Raw genomic sequence first — 18,016 nt, forward strand, 5'->3', positions numbered from 1 at the left:
TGCGAGACAGTTCAAGCTTGATGGGAAACGGGATAGGGCCTATCCACGTGCGTTAAAAATGAGTAAAAACAAGTATCCCATTAAGTCTAAGAAAAATGCCGTTCACACTAAGTGAACGGCATTAGCCCTGCGGCTGCTTTTTTTCAAACCAGGTCGTTTACTCCGTAACCACGTGAATATCTAAGCGTCGCTGCTCGGTACGTTTCGCCTGATGTTTTAACCATCCGATAAATACCAACAAGGATGAGATAATCGCCACTACCCATAAGCTGGACTGTAACGGATGAGCGCTGAATGTCCCCAGTTGATACACCAAGGTCGCAGAACCATAGGCAACACTGAAGGTCCACAGCGCAGCAAATCGAGCCCAGCGCACCCCAAATTCATTGACTAAGGCGCCCATGGCGGCCACGCAAGGGGTATAGAGCAAAATAAACAGCAAATAACTAAAGGCGGCGATGGTACTGCCAAAGCCAATTTGCAAGGCAGTAAATGTCGAAGTATCGACCCCTTGCTCGTCGGCAGCCACTTGTTGATTAGCCACCTCACCCACCGACAGTGATAAAGGATCACGCAGGTTAATGCCAAATAAATTATCTGGGATGGTGTGCAGCGCCTCTGTAAAGGTCTCTGCTAATGGGGCTAACGCTTCGTCAGCGTGGCTGGCATCGGTATATAAACTATTTAAGGTGCCGACCACCGCTTCTTTGGCAAAAATACCAGTGACAATACCGACGGTGGCAGGCCAGTTATCAGCTTGTACGCCCATAGGAGTAAACACTGGAGTGATCTTTTGGCTAACCACACTTAATAATGATTCTTTTGAGTCTTCATGGCCAAAACTGCCGTCTGTACCAATGGCATTCACAAAGTTAAGTAAGGTCACTACGATAACAATGGTTTTACCAGCACCAAAGATAAAGCCTTTAGTACGCTTACCGGCACGCTTTAATGACGGTATCAGCTTTGGCACTTCATAATCGGGTAATTCCATGACCACCGCACTACTGGTGCCGGGTAACACTGTGTATTTAAGCAATAAGCCGGTGCCTACCGCCGCCAAAATACCTAACAGATACAGGAAAAACACTAAATTTTGACCTTGGCTCGGAAAGAAGGCCGCCGCAAACAACGCATACACCGGCAAGCGCGCACCACAAGACATAAAGGGCGCCATCATGCCAGTGACAATCCGTTCACGTTGACTGCCTAAGGTGCGGGTTGCCATGATCGCCGGCACTGAGCAACCAAAGCCAACAATCATAGGCACAAACGCTTTGCCTGGCAGGCCGATACGTCGCATTAAGCCATCGACCACAAACGCGGCACGCGACATATAGCCGGAACTTTCAAGCACTGACAAGGCCAAGAATAAACAGGCAATCACCGGAATAAACGTCGCAACGGTTTGGATACCTTGACCCACACCACCGGCCAAAAGGGTCACCAGCCAAGTCGGTGCGCCGATGTTGGTTAATAGGGCGCCAAAATGATCCACAAACAAAGCGCCAGCACTGATATCAAAGAAATCAATAAAGCTACTGCCAACATTGATAGCAAACATAAACATCAGGTACATCACCCCGAGGAAAACCGGGATACCTAATAGGGGATGCAAAATCCAGTGATCGAGCCGATCACTTAAGGTGGGTTGATTGTCGCTGCGAACGGCTCCTTGATAGACCCCTTCGACAAAATCATAGCGGGTCGCGGCAATCATGACTTCAATGTCTTGGCCGGCCGCGGCCAGCGCTGCCGCACAATCAATGACTTGTGATTGCAATTGGCCGTTGCTACACGAACCACAGCCTAATCCATGTCCGAACATCGCCAAGGCGCGACCACGACTCAAATCTGGCTGCTGTTGCATGGTGTGACTGACCGCTTCTTCAATGCGGCTATCATAAGCAAGCGCTAACGGTTGCGCACTGATCTTGCCCTCAAGCAAATCCACCACTTGTTGCTGAATGCGGTCAATATCTTGGCCATCTTTAGCGCACACGCCAATGACAGGGCAACCTAGCGCCGCCGACATGGCTTCGAAATCAATCTCAATGCCATGCTGTCGTGCCACATCCATCTTATTGATCACCACCACCATGGGGGTACCCAATTCGCGTAATTGCACGGTTAAATATAAATGGCGTTCAATGTTGGTGGCATCGAGCATATTGATGATGCCGTCGATGTCGGCATCGATTAAATATTGCTGCGCAATTTGCTCATCGAGCGAGCAATCACATTGGCTGCCCGCCGGCAATAAATCATAAATGCCAGGTAAGTCGGTCAGCATCACGTCAGTGTTGCCTAAGCTAAAACTGCCGGTTTTCTTTTCGACCGTGACACCGGCCCAATTACCGACGTGCTGATTGGCACCGGTAAGGGCATTAAATAAGGTCGATTTACCCGCGTTAGGGTTACCGACAGTGACACAATGAAATGGCTTAGTCATTGGCAATCTCTACTTCAATAATGTCGGCTAAATCGCGACGCATACATAAACGGCTACCACGGATATCCAGCTCAAGCCCTGAGCCCATTGGGGCGCGGCGGATCAAACTAAAATGCGTATTGGGGGTAATTCCCATGGATAACAGCTTGCGTTTGACCGATTGCGGTAACGCCAACTGACCTATCTCGGCGATACAAGCACGATCACCGGGCTTAAGTTCACTTAACTTCATCTGTGACTTCCTGAACCTATTGAGCACATTTTGCAAGCATAATAGCCGATTTACCTGCCAAAAAATGCTAGCTAAGTCATGGTTTGAAAACTTAAACGAGAATAGTTTTCAATTAGATTACGAAGTATTGATCAGATTAATTAGGAATGAAAGATATTTGCCGAAAAACAGCGCAAAGCCCCGTTGCACAAGACTTTGTACACTTTAAATAAACCTCGTTTTATTCCAAGAGGTTACTGCCATCTAATACCCCTAAAGAAATAGTCAGATCTCAGTCACAAACCGCGCTTAAATACACTGCGAAAAAATAACCATTTGTTAGCCTTATCCTTGGAAAACATTTCCGCACACTGATAAGAGAGCGCTGATTAAGGATCCTTGTTGGTGATGATAATAATGATTGCAGGGAAATATTATGATGAAACACTTTAGCTTAACTGCTCGCAGTGCCGCGTTTATTAGCGCTGGTATTATGTCGCTGGCGTTAGTAGGTTGTGGTGGTGATGACGGCGAGCCGGGCAAGGACGGCGTCATTGGCGTTGCCATCGACAGTAGCCCAACTGTTTTGGCTAAGTTTACTAGCGCTAACGTCGAAAATGGCACGGTGTCAGTTGACTTCACCCTTGAAAATGCCAATGGTGTCGCAGTACTTGGTTTAACAAAAGAGCATGATTTACGATTCGGCGTTGCCCAGCTAACACAAGTGACAGAAACCACCACGGGTGATCATGGCGGTGACTTTAACCGTGGTTTGCAATGGCAAGCTTATATCAATACGGCTAAAACTCCGGGCAAGATGCCAGAAGATCTCTCGCATCTAAATCCTGGTGATGCCACACAAGCTGCCGTGGAATCTGCGAATAAGTGTGATACATGTCTAATCGATAATGGTGATGGTAGCTACCGCTATACCTTCCAACAAAACATTGCCAATGTCACTACGCCCGTCGAAGTGACCTATGATGCCGATGCCACGCAACGCGTTACTCTCGAATTAGAACTGCCACAAACAGTGGCCAATGCCCATCATGATTGGCAGCCATCGACAGGTTTGACGGAAGGGATTGCGAGTCGTGATGTCGTCTCCATCCAAGCGTGTTATACCTGTCATCAACCAGACAGTATTGCCCTGCATGGCGGTCGCCGCATTGATATCGAAAACTGCGCAGCATGTCACACGGCGACCTCTGGTGACCCTGAAAGTGGTAACAGCGTCGATTTCACCTACATGATCCACGCCATTCATAAAGGCGCAAGCCGCACCACAGTCAACGCCGACAAAGAAACCGTTGCCGCGCCATATAAAATCGTCGGTTACGGCGGAAAGCTGATTGACTACGGCAAGGTCATGTACCCACAAACGCCAGCCGCTGATTGCGCTGCGTGTCACGTCGAAGGTGAAGGTGCCCCTGCCAATGCCGACTTATTCAAAGCCGACTTAAGCAGTACCGCCTGTATCGGTTGCCATACCGAAAAACCATCCTCTAACCACTCTGATAGCAACTGTGTCGCTTGTCATAACGCGACAGATACCTACTTTGGTACAGGAAATGCTGAAAAACGTCATGGTGATGTGTTAAAAGGCTATAAAGCTAGCCTTGGATATTCCGCTAAATTTAGCAATATTGCGGCTGAAAATGGTGTATTAACCTTTGACGTTCAAGTTCTGGATAACAATCAACAGCCTGTTGCCAAAGAATTCATCGGCAACCCAAGTAACTACACTAAATCCAGTGTCTATTTTTCTTGGGATATAGATAAAGATTACCCAGCATATGAATCAGGCAGTACATACAGCGACCGTGGTTTTACTTTAACTGACGCAAATTATAATGCAGAGACTAAAACCTTTAGCATCACTAGCGCAGGCAAGAGTTTAGTATTACCTGATTTAACCAACAAAAATGTTGAGTTTTATGCTGCTGTAGCCACGTGTTTTAACCAAGGTGGTTATAACGTTAACGTGATAGAACCAACCGCATGTACTGAAAAAAATGTACGTATGGTTTACATTCAAGATCAACCATTACGTTTCAAATGGAATGGCGTCGACACCAGCGTAGCGGCAACTGAGCGTCGCGCGATTGTTGACACGGCTAAGTGTTCAAGCTGTCATAACCAAGAAATTGTCCATTATGATAATGGTGTCAATTGCCAAGCATGCCACACTCCGGATAAAGGCTTGTCATATAGTTCACCTAAGGCACCGACAAGCTTTGCGTATAAAGCGCATCATGCTGAAGGCCATTTCTTGAAGTATTCTGGTGTAAGTTCAGGCACCGTCATTAAAACCGATTGTGCTACTTGCCACACTAGCGATAGCAAGACCGGTGAAATGGTCGGTATTAAGCTGGGTCGCGTGACGGATAGAGCATGGCAATATGCTGACAAAGAAGGTAACCCAATTTGGGCATCATCAGATGCGGGGACTTGTTTGAGCTGTCACCAGAAATATCTATCTGATGCAGGTAAAAATCACATTGAAAGCTTTGGTGGTATCGTCGATGCTAGCAGCAAAGAGGATGCGATGAGTCGTTCCGCTGAAAGTTGTTCAACTTGTCATACCCCTGAGCAAGTCTTGCAACTGCACGGTAATTAATGACTTAATGGTCATCGCTATCAATAGTGAGAACTAGTCAATGGGAGGCAATTGCCTCCCATTTTTACAACTACGAAACAACTGAGCTTGCTTGCCTTCGTAATAACCAGCCTAGATTTATCCCTCCTAAGCAAAAAATACCCCTAAAGAAATAGTCCGATCCAGCTCACACAACCTTGCCTAACTTGAGGATTTTTTATTCGGCTTGAGTTACTTTCTGTATGGGAATCTTTTTCCAGCAACAACTTGAGTTAATTAAAAAATCATACGTAGTGACTCAGTTACTCGGCTCAAGGTGATGCTCCTAAATACGCAGGGATACATGATGAACACACAACTCAAAAAAATAGCGTTATTACTAGCCACTGGCGCGCTGACAGTGGGACTCGCCGGTTGCGGCAGTGACGGTGACAATGGTACCCCGGGTAAACCCGGCGGCCCAGCGGCCGATGCTGTGGCACAACTTCACCTTGATATTACCGGACTTGCCCATGCCGATGGCCAATCCGTGGTGACGGTATTTGCGACCAATGAAGCCGATCTGCCCGTTGTGGGCCTAAAAGAGTTTGAAATCAAGAAAGCCGCACAACTGCTGCCTCAGGGCGCCACGGGTGCAGGCAATGCTGGCCAATGGCAAATCATTGGTTCTCAAAAGCAATTTATTGACAATAAAGATGGCAGCTACACCTTCACGCTAGAGACTGAGGGTTACAACCCTGAGTTAACCCAGCGATTTAATTTTATCGCCGCGGCGTCGACCTTACAGGATGGGGTCACCACAGTCCCAAGAACTGAGTACACCGAAGACTTGGCCAGTGATGGTAGCGAAGCCAAATTCACCAAAAATGTGGTCGCTTCCGAAACCTGTAATACCTGCCACACCGACACCAAAAAGATTTACCACGGCTACACAGATTTAGATACATGTATCACCTGTCACAATGATGAACTAGCCGCTAGCAGAGGCACTGAAGCCGGTTTCAATCATTTAATCCACAATGTTCACAACATGGCGAAACCATGGGGTAAAGACGATGCTAAAGATGCGGCGACGGCCAACGCTATCGTTCAAGACAACTGTCAGGCGTGTCATATTCAACCTGCCGACGATAATCATGAGTTAGCGGAATGGGGCAACTGGTCTCGCGTTCCTACCATGGAAACTTGCTCTAGCTGTCATACCAATATCGACTTTGTTAGCGGTCAGGGCCACCCTGCCCAAGCGGATAACTCCAATTGTATCGCCTGTCATAATGCCAGCTGGACTGAAGAAATCCACCTGAGTAAGTCACAGGATAAACAAGCCTTTATCAATAGCTATGGCTTGGATTCTAGCCTAACGGTTTCAGCCGACAATATTGCGACTATCAGCGTGGGAATTGTCGATGCCGCCGGAAACTCGGTTGATCTGCAAAAGATGATTGGCCAAATTCAGCAACTGGAAACCATCACCAACGTCGGTCCAAACCACCCCATCATGGGCTTCAAACCTGCAACTGAGGTTGACCATCAAAAAGTCACCCTCAATTTAGTCAAAAATGGCCAGTTACAAGCCGATGTTGAAGTGATCGATAACCGTTTGGTCGCTAGCACTCCCGCACTGCCAGTAACCGCCACCGGCGCAGATACCGACACCGCCTTTACCTTTATCGGTCTTGGGATCTGTAACGATGGTCAGCACGCGATAACTTGTGCTGACGGCACGAACTACACTGGCATGAAAGCCGACTTAGTGTTTGCGACTAAGACCGAAAAAGCGCCGACAATGCGTCATATCGATTCTGTTAACTACGACAGCTGTGCCGATTGTCATGCCGATAGCTTCGAGATCCACAAAGGTTATCACCCAGGCTTTGTCATGAGTGAGCAACTGGCTCGCATCGTCGATGGCCAAGAAGTGGTTGGTGTCGATGGCTGCGTCAGTTGTCATACGCCAACGGGGACAGGCTATAGCGGCAATGGCATGGATTTAGGCATGCGTACTCACCAAACCCACGGAGCATTCTATGGTCTGATTGGTGGTGATTGTGCCCAGTGTCATAACGACTTCAACTTGGACTCTTTCAAGGTGAAAGGCGCGCAAGCAACAGAAGCCGGTTACACCACACCCATCACCGCCACCTGTACCTCGTGTCATAGTGGCGACTATTTAGGTCATAGCCAAGCCGACTTAGTCAACTTCGGGGCGGTGTTTAACGGCTCATTCGCTGAAGCCAATGACGCTGCAATCGCCGGGACTGAAACCTGCTTGTTCTGTCATAAGCCGACCGTTGCCAACCATGGTGCGGTGCAGATGTAAGGTCAATCGACTTAGGGGCGGCATGCCGCCCCCATCTGACACTTAACCATTAGCAGGGAATCATTATGAAAAAAAATGCATCGATTACAAGCATCTTGGCGATGGGGTTTATGGCATTAGCCATGACCATGCCAGCTGCTGGCGCAAAATGGGACGACACCTTGTCCCCAGAACAAGTTGAAGCCACCTTAGATCAAAAGTTCGCCGAGGGTAATTACTCACCTAAAGGCGCTGACTCTTGTTTAATGTGTCACAAGAAATCCGAAAAAGTGATGGCGTTATTTGATGGCGTTCATGGCGCGATTGAATCCAGCAAGAGCCCTATGGCTGGTTTGCAATGTGAGGCTTGCCATGGCCCTCAAGGTAAGCATAATCGCGGCGGCAAAGAGCCGATGATCACTTTTGGAAAAGACGTTAGCTTAAGTGCTGAAAAGCAAAATAGCGTGTGCATGAGCTGTCACCAAGACGATGCCCGTATGGACTGGCAAGGCAGTCATCACGACAATGCCGATGTTGCCTGTGCTTCATGCCATAGCATTCACGCGGCCACCGACCCCATTTTAGAAAAACAAAACGAAGTGGAAGTCTGTAGCCAATGTCATACTCGCCAACAAGCGGACATGAACAAGCGTTCAAGCCACCCGATGAAATGGGCGCAGATGACCTGTTCAGACTGCCATAACCCCCATGGCAGCATGACAGATAGCGACTTAGTCAAGCCGACGATTAACGACACCTGCTATAGCTGCCATGCCGAGAAACGCGGCCCAAAGCTGTGGGAACATGCGCCCGTGACCGAAAACTGCGCCAATTGTCATAACCCTCATGGCAGTGTTAACGACGCCATGTTAACCAAGCGTGCACCGCAATTATGTCAGCAATGTCATGCCAGTGATGGCCATGCGAGCAACGCATATTTAGGTAACACGGCGCAAGGTGGTGAGGTAGGTAACAATGCCTTTACCGGTGGACGCAGCTGCATGAATTGTCACAGCCAAGTTCATGGTTCGAATCATCCATCTGGCAAATTGCTGCAGCGTTAAGGAGGCATTATGAAATTCAAGCTCAATGTGATCACCTTAGCCCTATTGGCTGGCAGCTCACTGGCCATGGCCGACGGCTATAACCTCAATAATGCCAACACCGCCAAGGTTAAGTTTGACGCCTGGCAATGTAAAGGCTGCACTCAAGCCACCGAAGTGATGGGCACCGTTGGCGTGGGCGTGGGTTATAACGACAGTGACGATAGCTTTTCAGGTAACCGTTTTGGTAGCGATAACGAGGTGCCAGTCGCACTCAATGCTAATCTCGTCACCAAAGGTGTGAATGGCCATCGTGCCACGGTCAATGCCTATCAGCTTGGCATGGACAATGGCTTTATTGACGTCAACGCCTCTCAGCCTGGCGATTTCAATATTAATGCCAATTACCAAACCATTACCACTTGGCACAATGACCAAGCCATGACCCCCTATCAAGGCATTGGCGGCAATGAGTTAACCTTGCCATCTAACTGGGTAGACGCCAGCAATACCGCGGCGATGACCCAGCTAGCCTCAAGCCTGCATGCCATTGATTTGGAATTAAAACGTGAACGTTACGGCTTAGGGTTAAGCTATCAAGCTGATAGCTTGTGGAGCACGTTTGTAGATTATGAGCGCGAGCAGAAAACCGGTTTAAAAACCGCGTCAGGCAGCTTTTATAATCAATCAATGATGTTAGCAGAGCCCGTGGATTACACCACAGACACCTTGGCCGCTGGGATTGCGTTGTCTGGTGACAATTGGCTGTCTCAATTAAGTTATCAAGGCTCAATGTTTAGCAATAATTACAGCCAGCTTAATTTTGATAATGCCTTTAGCCCAACGTTTGGTGCCCAAACCCGTGGCGCCATGGCGCTTGATCCAGACAACCAAGCCCATACGGTTGCCCTCCGTGGTCAATGGCGTCAAGCCGGCACTGTGATAAATGGCCGACTCTATCTTGGACAAATGAGTCAAGATCAAGCCTTAGTCACCTCTGGCTATGGATACCAGCTGCCCACCGATGCCGTCGATGCTAAAATCGACTTAACTGGGGCAACGCTCAAGTTAGTTCAAAAGCTCAGCAGCCAAGTACGGATGCAAGCCAGCTATGACTACTATGACAGAGACAACCAAACTCAAGTCGATGCTTGGACCCAAATCACCATCAATGACGTGAATGGTAAGGTCAGTTACAACACCCCTTACGATTACACTAACCAGCAAGTCAAACTGGCATTGGATTACCGCATTAATCGCGGCATGAAGTTAGACGGTGGTTATGACTACAAGCGTCAAGAGCGTGATTATCAAGACCGTGAGACCACCGACGAAAGTACCTTATGGACTCGCTTTAGTCTCACCAGTTTTGAGCAATGGGACTTCTCGGTTAAAGGCAGTTTCGGCTTGCGTGATGGCTCACGTTATCAGGCATCAATGCTAACGTCATCTGAAAACAACGCCCTGCTGCGCAAGTATAACCTTGCCGACAGACAGCGCACTCAAGTACAGATGCAAATAAGCTATGCCCCGCTCGATAGTTTGAGTTTTGATCTCTCAGGTCGTTACGCCTTAGATGATTATGATGACACTGTCATTGGCTTAACTGAGACCCAAGATTATAGTGCGGATTTCAGCGCTAACTATCTGTTAACCGATGATGTCACCCTTAATGCCTTCTATGGTTATCAGCAAATTAGCGCTGAGCAAAATGGCAGTAGCCAATTTGGCGCGCCGACTTGGAGCAGCAATATTGACGACACCTTCAACTATGCAGGTGCCGGGATGGTGTATAACAACCTACTGGCAGATAAATTAGTCTTAGGGTTAGATTACAGCTATTCAGACTCCAGCGGTGAAACCCAAGTGAGCCAAGGCGTAACCGGCAATTATGGCGATTATTTTGCTAAATCCCATAACGTTAACTTATATGCCACCTATCAGGTTAGTGAGCAATCAAGCCTGCGGATGGACTATATGTTTGAGAAGTATCATGACAATGACCCAGCGAACTCGCTAAGCACAGATGCCATTTGGAATGTCCTCAGTTTTGGCAATCTCAACCATGACTACTCAGCCCATATGGTGATGTTAAGCTTCCAATACAAGCTGTAATCAAGCAGCTAATACCAGCGATGAAAGGGCCCCATGGGCCCTTTTTATTACGCGTAAATTAAGGCGCTAAAATTTAATACCGACCATCAACACCCACACATCAGGGTCGACATCAAGATTAATACTGCGGCTTAACGCACCTACCCCAGCGGTATCCGTGGTAATGTTGGCATCGGCACGAATCCAATAGCGAGAATAGGAAAAATCCACCAGCCACTGCGGGTTAATTTGATAACTGACCCCAAGCTTAGCCACCGCGCCCCATGAATCATCAATATCGACCTGACTTGGGCCACCAAACGCCGCGTTATATGACGCGTAGGTTTTCGATTTTACGTACTTAGTGTAATTAATGCCGCCGCCAGCATACACATCAAGCTTGGGGGTAATATCCAGATGATACAGGCCGAGGATGGCCGGATAGAGTGCCGTGGTTTCCCCCACTTCGCCTAAGGCTGCACCGGCGCCAAGGGCCACTAACTTCACCGTGGGAGGGATGCCGGCGGCTAATTGGATAGAGATGTCACCCGTCACAAAGTAGTCATAAGCTAGTGCGATAACCCCATGATTTTTGGCTTCGGCAAACACCCCTGCCGGCGTCGACGGGCCAGCTAATTCGCCTGAATTGGAGTGATAATTGACATACCCATAGCCCCCTTTGATAACTTGAGCTCCGGCATCTGCCGCGAGGGAATAAGTCGAGATACAGCCCCAGCCTAACGTTAACGCAATGATGATGTTTTTCATTTTCCACCTCGTCAGTGGTGTTGTGCAGTTACCCTTCCTTTGATTCACCTTGGCAACACAGTTGGTTAATGTAGTTTGAAATAGTTATCGCTCCGCTAAAATCATCTCGGCCGCTTTTTCGGCAATCATGACTGTCGGCGCATTGGTATTGCCACCCACTAAGGTCGGCATAATGGAGGCATCAACTACCCGTAATCCAGTAATCCCTTTAACCTTAAGTTGGTGATCCACCACCGCCATGGGGTCGGATATTGGGCCCATTTTACAGGTACCTACCGGATGATATTGGGTGTCGGCACGGGCGCGGATATCGGCCTCAATCGCGGCATCGTCATTCGGGTTGACGGGATAGACCATCGGCCCCCTCACCTCATCAAAGGCACTGGCATGGAGTAATTGATATTGCAGCTTCCACCCTTTGATCATCAAATCCATATCTGCACGCTCACCGAGAAAATTACAGTCGATCAATAAGGGATCGTGAGGATCACGAGAAGCGAGTTGCACCTTGCCGGTACTCTTAGGCCGCAATACGGTGACATGGCAACTAAACCCATGAGCGCCATGAATTTTACGGCCATGATCATCGACCAAGGCTTTGACGAACACTAATTCAAGATCAGGAATATCAACCTCAGGTGAAGAGCGCACAAAGCCAATGCCTTCGGCATAATTGGTGGTGAGATAACCGGTGCGGTGCTTACGCCACTCAAAAAACGCTTGGGTCAGACCTTTAATCGCAGGCCACGACCCCCCTAGGGTCTCCATATTGTTTTGTTTAGCTTTAAAGGCATGAACATAATCAATATGATCTTGCAGGTTTTGCCCGACCCCAGCCACATCGTGAATAACATCGATGCCAAGACTCGCCAAATGTTGCGCCGGACCCACACCCGATAACATCAGTATTTGCGGCGAGCCAAACGCACCGGCACTTAAAATCACTTCGTGCGCGGCAAACACTTGATGTTGTTGGCCCGCGTGTTGATAGTCGACCCCAACAGCACGGCCGTCTTTGACAATCACTTTATGGGTTAGCGCCTCGGTGATCACAGTTAAATTAGGTCGTGACAAATGTGGCTTGAGATAGCCTTTAGCGGCACTGCCGCGCTCACCGTTAACTTGAGTCACTTGGGTTTGCATCACCCCAAATTGTTCGGCACCATTGATGTCGCTATTGTGGGGGATCCCTATTTGTTCGGCGGCCCGAATAAAGCGTTCAGTCAGTGCGCTGGGCTTGCGCAATTCAGCCACATTAAGCGGCCCACCTTGACCATGATATGTATCCTTAATGCGCTCATTGTTTTCGGACTTAATGAAGTAGGGCAAGACGTCCGCATAGCTCCAGCCGGGATTGCCAAGTTCAGCCCAGTGGTCATAATCCCAACGATGGCCGCGACAATACATCATGGCATTGATAGAGCTCGACCCCCCAAGCACTTTACCGCGAGGCTGAAAACCTTTGCGGCCATTGAGGCCAGCTTGAGGTACGGTTTCAAATGCCCAGTTCGCCGGGTGGCGCGGGTTCATCAGACCAATGACACCCGCCGGAATATGGATTAACTGGCTAGTATCTTTCTTGCCAGCCTCGAGCAAACAGACCTCAATGTGTGATTGCTCAGATAACCGGCTGGCAAGTACACTACCGGCAGAACCTCCGCCGATGATAATATAGTCAAACTCAGTCCTCATGAACGACCTCTCTATTAGTTAGCTTCTCGGCTTTTAAGACCTTTTTTAAAATCTTACCCGTAGCAGACATAGGTAATTGCGGGCGAAACTCAATCTGGCGCGGGTACTTATAATCCGCTAATTGTTGCTTACACCAGGCGCTCAACTCCGCCTCATCATGGTAATCATCAATGGCAACGACATACGCTTTAATGTCCTCGCCAAACACCGCATCGGCCACGCCAACGACCGCGACCATGGCAACCTTGTCGTGACGCATCAATACTTCTTCAATTTCTCTGGGATAGACGTTATAGCCGCCGCGAATAATCATTTCCTTTTTGCGATCCACTATGTAGAAATTGCCGAGTTCGTCCCGCCGGCCGATATCCCCACTGTAAAACCAGCCGTCACTATCGATGGCCTCGGCCGTGGCTTGCGGGCGGTTGATATAGCCCTTCATCACGTTATGCCCTTTAATAGCCACTTCGCCCAATTCACCGAGAGCGACCTCTTGGCGATTATCGTCGACAATTTTCATCATGACGCCGGCGATCGGTTGGCCGACACTGCCTGGGATCTGCGGACATTCAAGGTGGCTAAATGAGGTCACCGCACTGGTCTCAGAAATGCCATAGCCTTCGAGAATGGGCACGCCAAAGGTGTGCTTAAATTGCTGTAGAACCTCAACCGGTAATGAGGCGCCGCCGGACATAGCAATGTTTAGATGACTGGCGATATTTGCCACGGGCAGTTGATGCTGGTGTATATAGGCTAACATCCCAATATACATGGTCGGCACCCCAGCAAAGACGCTGACCTGATGTTGCGCCATTAAGGACAAGATGAGCCCGGGTTCAAACCGCGGCACTAACACCATGGTCGCCCCAGTTAACACGCTGGCATTCATTTGTACCGACTGTCCGAAGGTATGGAACAAAGGTAAGGTGATCAGCGAGACATCGTCTGGGGTTAGCCGTGAAAACTGCTGAGCGCAGAGCGCATTATTGACCACATTGGCGTGGGACAGCTCGGCGCCTTTTGGTTGACCTGTGGTTCCTGAGGTATAGAGGATCACCGCCGTATCATTGGCGTGAGTCGCTGTGATGTGTTGCTGCTGCGATTGCTCGCTAAACCACGACTGTATGGTGGGCGTGCCATCACTCATCCCTGCCTGGGGGCTATCCTTGCGAATCATCACCAGCTGCTGACAAGTATCAACTTGCTCAAAGGCGGTGCGAGCGCTCGATGCCAAGGGCAATTGGCTATTGCCCTCATGACAAATCAATACTTTGGCTTGACTGTCGGTTAAGTGGTATTGAATTTCATTGGCTTTGAGCAACACATTAAATGGCACCACCACGGCAGCCACTTTTAAAATGCCATAATACACAGCGGCAAATTCAGGCACGTTAGGACAGCAAAGCGCCACCTTGTCGCCAGCGCCTACTCCGAGTGCGGTTAAGCCATTGGCCACTTGATTTGACATTCTATCCAACTCGCCATAACTGATGGCTTGTTGTTCATAGATGATGGCGGTTTTCTGTGGCATCTTGGCCGCTGTCGCCACTAAATAATCGGCGAGATTTAATGGCTCGTCGTGAGCGCATGATAACGCAGGCTCACACGCTTGGGGCTTGGATGTTTCATTAAAGCTAACCGCAGGATCGGCCTTGCCAAGAAACAAATTCATCGCGAGTTTTTGCACCCAAGTACCATAGGGCGGATAAAATAAGCCAATGGGGAAATATCGATGGCGCTTAAATACCGCTCTGCCATGGGATAACTGTCTAAATCCTTCCTCGCCATGATAACTGCCCATGCCAGAGTTACCTATGCCGCCAAAGGGAAGATCATGGTTAAAGGCATGCCAGCCCCAGTCATTAATCGACACCCCGCCGGAATGAGTTTGTTGCAATAAGACTTGCTGCTGCTGATGATCAAAACCAAACAAATACAAGGCTAAGGGCCGCGGACGTTGTTGAATATAGACCACAGCCTCATCGAGGGTGTCATAGGGTATTATCGGCAATAGTGGCCCAAAAATTTCCTCGTGCATGACGCGCATTTTATCATCGGGGTCGATGACTAAATGCAGAGGGTATTGTCGCCCAGAGCCGATGGCACCGCACACTAAGATATTGGCGTGATGCGATCTAGCATCACTGAGTAAGTCTAAAAAACGTTGCTCCGCGCGATCATCGACTAGGGCAGTACAATGCTCACTGCCACTGGTGGTGGGGTGCATGGCAAGGTGATGCTTTTTAAGCGCCTCCACAAAGGCACTGAGTTGAGCGCGCGGTACTAAGGCATAATCCGGCGATAAACACACTTGGCCTGCGTTAAACGCCTTGCCATGAGCAATACGCTTGGCGGCATCGTCAATATCGGCGTTAACAGCCACTAATGCTGGGGATTTACCGCCTAACTCTAAGGTGACAGGCACCAAATGTTGGGCGGCATTTTTCATGATCACCCGCCCAGACTGCGGCGAGCCAGTAAAAATAATATGATCAAACGGCAGCTTAGAAATCTCCATCGCCTCAGGATGATTGCCCGCCAGCACATAGACATGATCACTGCTAAAGATTTCCCCGAGCATTTGCTGCAATAATTGACAGGTCAATGGGCAATTCCCCGGCATCTTGATCATCGCGCGATTACCGCTTGCCAGTGCGGCGACTAATGGACCTAACGCTAAATACAGTGGGAAATTCCACGGCGCTATAATGGCCACCACTCCCTTGGGTTGATACACGACCTTAGCGCTATTGGTGGCAAATAACAGCTCGGTGCCACGGCGACTGGGTTTCATCCATCGTTTGAGACTGTGCAAAGCATGGTTAATTTCTAACACGGGCCCCATGGCATCGATTAACTTACTTTCGGCCGGTGAGCGCCAGCCATAATCTTTGGCGATAGTAGCAGCTATCAATTCCTGATAACGCTGCAACTGACGTTTGAGCGCTTTGAGTTGCTGTTTGCGCTCAGCCAAACTGGGATAAGGGTTAGCCGCATAGGCCGCTTTAAGCCTGGTTAAATGAACGCTAATCGAGTCGTCTTTCATATTAGTACCCACCATTGCTGGTGCCCTTCAAAGCCATGCACCATAGTTAGGCTACTAATAAATCACAGCCCTTATGTCAATATAATGTTAAATGAGGTCAATATTTTGTCCTAAATGGATAATCTTGCTCAGCTACGACCTTGAGTGCTACTGTTTAATAGATTGATATACCAAGAGGTCCTTAAGTCAAAAATGATCATCGTTGCTGAATGTGAACTCGATATGGATCGTCGTTGTCACCCGCTCCAAGACATTTATCGTCTGGTCATGGTGTTAGCTCGCTATGAGGTGGCATCTGCCCAACTACTCAGTGGCAGTGGCATTCAGCCCGAGGATTTAACCGACCCCATGGCGCGCGCCTCTTTCAATCAAAAATTGACGGTTTTTCGTAACATTCTTAAGCACTCCCCTTGTGCCGATATTGGCCTAATCGCCAGTCACGAAACCTGTTTTTCCGATTTTGGCTTTATGGGCTACGCCCTTATGAGCGCCGCTACCTTTGAAGAGGCCGTCCATCTAGGGCTCAAGTATTTACGCTTAGCTAGCCCGGTGTTGCATAAATCGTTTGATGTCCAAGGGAATGTGGCGCGTTTTGACGGCATCGAAGTGCTTAAGCTCGGCGAGTTACTGCCATTTTATTGCGAATATTGGTTTGGCTCAGCCCATGCCTTATGTTGCGATGTTCTGCAACGGCCGCTGAAAAACTTATGTTTACGCTTTCCTTATCCGCCACCGGCATATGCCGATAAATATTATGAAGCGTTTCAATGTGATATTGAATTTAACAGCCAATCCATTCAATGGGAGTTTGAGGCGTCAGAGCTCAAGGAAATGGTGCCAAGCGCCAATAGTTTAACGGTTAAAATGTGTGTGCAATCTTGCGAAAATATGCTGCGCACACTCGAGCAAGCCAATAGTCTCGACACTCAAGTGCAAGCCTTTATTATCAAACAACCCGGCCAATTTCCCAGTGCCGAAAAAGTGGCGAGCCATTTCAATTACTCCTTAAGAACACTCAATCGCAAGCTCAGCAAAACCGGGGGGTCATACCAGAAGATCCTCGATAATACTCGCCGCGAATTGTCGATCAAATACTTAGCGCAAACCAACATGACGATTGAGGATATTTCGGCGGCCGTTGGCTTTACTGAGCCCCCAAACTTTTATAAAGCCTTCAAAAAGTGGACAGGTAAAACCCCCCTCGAATACCGTAATTCACCGACCGATAATGGCCAATAACGCCATCGATGCTCCCCATCATTGCGATCACTTTACCCAAAGTGATGGAGTCAAGCGTCTGCGGCGTCGATGCTGCCAGGCTCACACTTAATGTGACTGACGGGTGATATCGCCTCTATGTTGCTTGATAAAAGCCAATGTCGCTTGAATATGAGCTAACCAGTCTGCGGGTTGCTGGCCATCGCATTGTCCCACCGCCAATATCTCGACACTGCCATCTGGGGCTTTCATTGATTGGCCAAAATCGAGATGATAATGGCTGCCGCTTGCCACACTAATAGGCAAAATAAACCCTTGGTAACCTTCAATGTTTAGACAATATTGTGATAACAAGGTGGGTGGCCAGTGGCAATGGTCAACAAACAATGGGGCGATCGCCTCACTCGGCAATAACGCATTAGCATCGCCCTTGGCAACATCCACTAATAACGCCGGCTGGTTGCAGGCAACACCTGATGCATCGCAAACCAAGGAGTTAAACCTTTGGATCATGGGGAGTCGAGTGATGCCAAAAACATACAGATGTTGCCAGTCAGTGGCTGACTCACCATGGACAGGAGTATTCATAACTTG

The 18,016-nt window shown here is 48.7% G+C and carries 11 protein-coding genes; 5 read left to right on the forward strand and 6 right to left on the reverse strand.

Annotation, left to right across the window (positions count from 1 at the left end):
- Positions 1 to 157 precede the first annotated feature (157 nt).
- Entirely contained in the window at positions 158 to 2,452 is a 2,295-nt protein-coding gene (gene feoB / locus KU855_RS12970; RefSeq protein WP_218530701.1) for a Fe(2+) transporter permease subunit FeoB, read from the reverse strand.
- The gene (locus KU855_RS12975) at positions 2,445 to 2,684 is read right to left on the reverse strand and encodes a FeoA family protein (protein WP_218530702.1); all 240 of its coding nucleotides are present in this window, start codon (positions 2,682 to 2,684) and stop codon (positions 2,445 to 2,447) included. Before KU855_RS12975 ends, feoB begins: the two co-directional genes overlap by 8 nt.
- A 415-nt stretch (positions 2,685 to 3,099) precedes the next feature.
- Between KU855_RS12975 and KU855_RS12980 the strand changes: the two genes are divergently transcribed.
- From KU855_RS12980 to KU855_RS12995, 4 genes are all read left to right on the forward strand, one after another.
- Positions 3,100 to 5,283 (forward strand): OmcA/MtrC family decaheme c-type cytochrome, encoded by a 2,184-nt coding sequence (locus KU855_RS12980; protein WP_218530703.1) that lies wholly within the window; start codon positions 3,100 to 3,102, stop codon positions 5,281 to 5,283.
- 322 nt (positions 5,284 to 5,605) lie between these two features.
- Entirely contained in the window at positions 5,606 to 7,582 is a 1,977-nt protein-coding gene (locus KU855_RS12985; protein WP_218530704.1) for an OmcA/MtrC family decaheme c-type cytochrome, read from the forward strand.
- A 101-nt stretch (positions 7,583 to 7,683) separates the two neighbouring features.
- On the forward strand, positions 7,684 to 8,625 hold the full coding sequence (locus tag KU855_RS12990) for a DmsE family decaheme c-type cytochrome (RefSeq protein WP_256261018.1): 942 nt from the start codon (positions 7,684 to 7,686) through the stop codon (positions 8,623 to 8,625).
- 9 nt (positions 8,626 to 8,634) lie between these two features.
- Entirely contained in the window at positions 8,635 to 10,719 is a 2,085-nt protein-coding gene (locus KU855_RS12995; protein ID WP_218530706.1) for an MtrB/PioB family decaheme-associated outer membrane protein, read from the forward strand.
- A 66-nt stretch (positions 10,720 to 10,785) separates the two neighbouring features.
- On the opposite strand, the gene KU855_RS13000 is transcribed toward KU855_RS12995, so the two are convergent.
- The 3 genes from KU855_RS13000 to KU855_RS13010 all read right to left on the reverse strand — a co-directional run bounded on the left by KU855_RS13000 (position 10,786) and on the right by KU855_RS13010 (position 16,204).
- The gene (locus KU855_RS13000) at positions 10,786 to 11,466 is read right to left on the reverse strand and encodes an OmpW family protein (RefSeq protein WP_218530707.1); all 681 of its coding nucleotides are present in this window, start codon (positions 11,464 to 11,466) and stop codon (positions 10,786 to 10,788) included.
- Positions 11,467 to 11,550: 84 nt separating this feature from the next.
- Positions 11,551 to 13,158, reverse strand: coding sequence for a GMC family oxidoreductase (locus tag KU855_RS13005; protein WP_218530708.1), 1,608 nt, complete (start codon positions 13,156 to 13,158; stop codon positions 11,551 to 11,553).
- Entirely contained in the window at positions 13,148 to 16,204 is a 3,057-nt protein-coding gene (locus tag KU855_RS13010; protein ID WP_218530709.1) for a long-chain-fatty-acid--CoA ligase, read from the reverse strand. Before KU855_RS13010 ends, KU855_RS13005 begins: the two co-directional genes overlap by 11 nt.
- 192 nt (positions 16,205 to 16,396) lie before the next feature.
- Here KU855_RS13010 and KU855_RS13015 point away from each other — a divergent pair, with 192 nt between their 5' ends.
- On the forward strand, positions 16,397 to 17,443 hold the full coding sequence (locus KU855_RS13015) for an AraC family transcriptional regulator (protein WP_218530710.1): 1,047 nt from the start codon (positions 16,397 to 16,399) through the stop codon (positions 17,441 to 17,443).
- An 87-nt stretch (positions 17,444 to 17,530) separates the two neighbouring features.
- Here KU855_RS13015 and KU855_RS13020 read toward each other — a convergent pair whose 3' ends face one another.
- Entirely contained in the window at positions 17,531 to 18,010 is a 480-nt protein-coding gene (locus KU855_RS13020; RefSeq protein WP_218530711.1) for a hypothetical protein, read from the reverse strand.
- Between the last annotated feature and the right edge of the window lie 6 nt (positions 18,011 to 18,016).

This window comes from Shewanella sp. NIFS-20-20, from assembly GCF_019209865.1.
GTDB lineage: Bacteria > Pseudomonadota > Gammaproteobacteria > Enterobacterales > Shewanellaceae > Shewanella.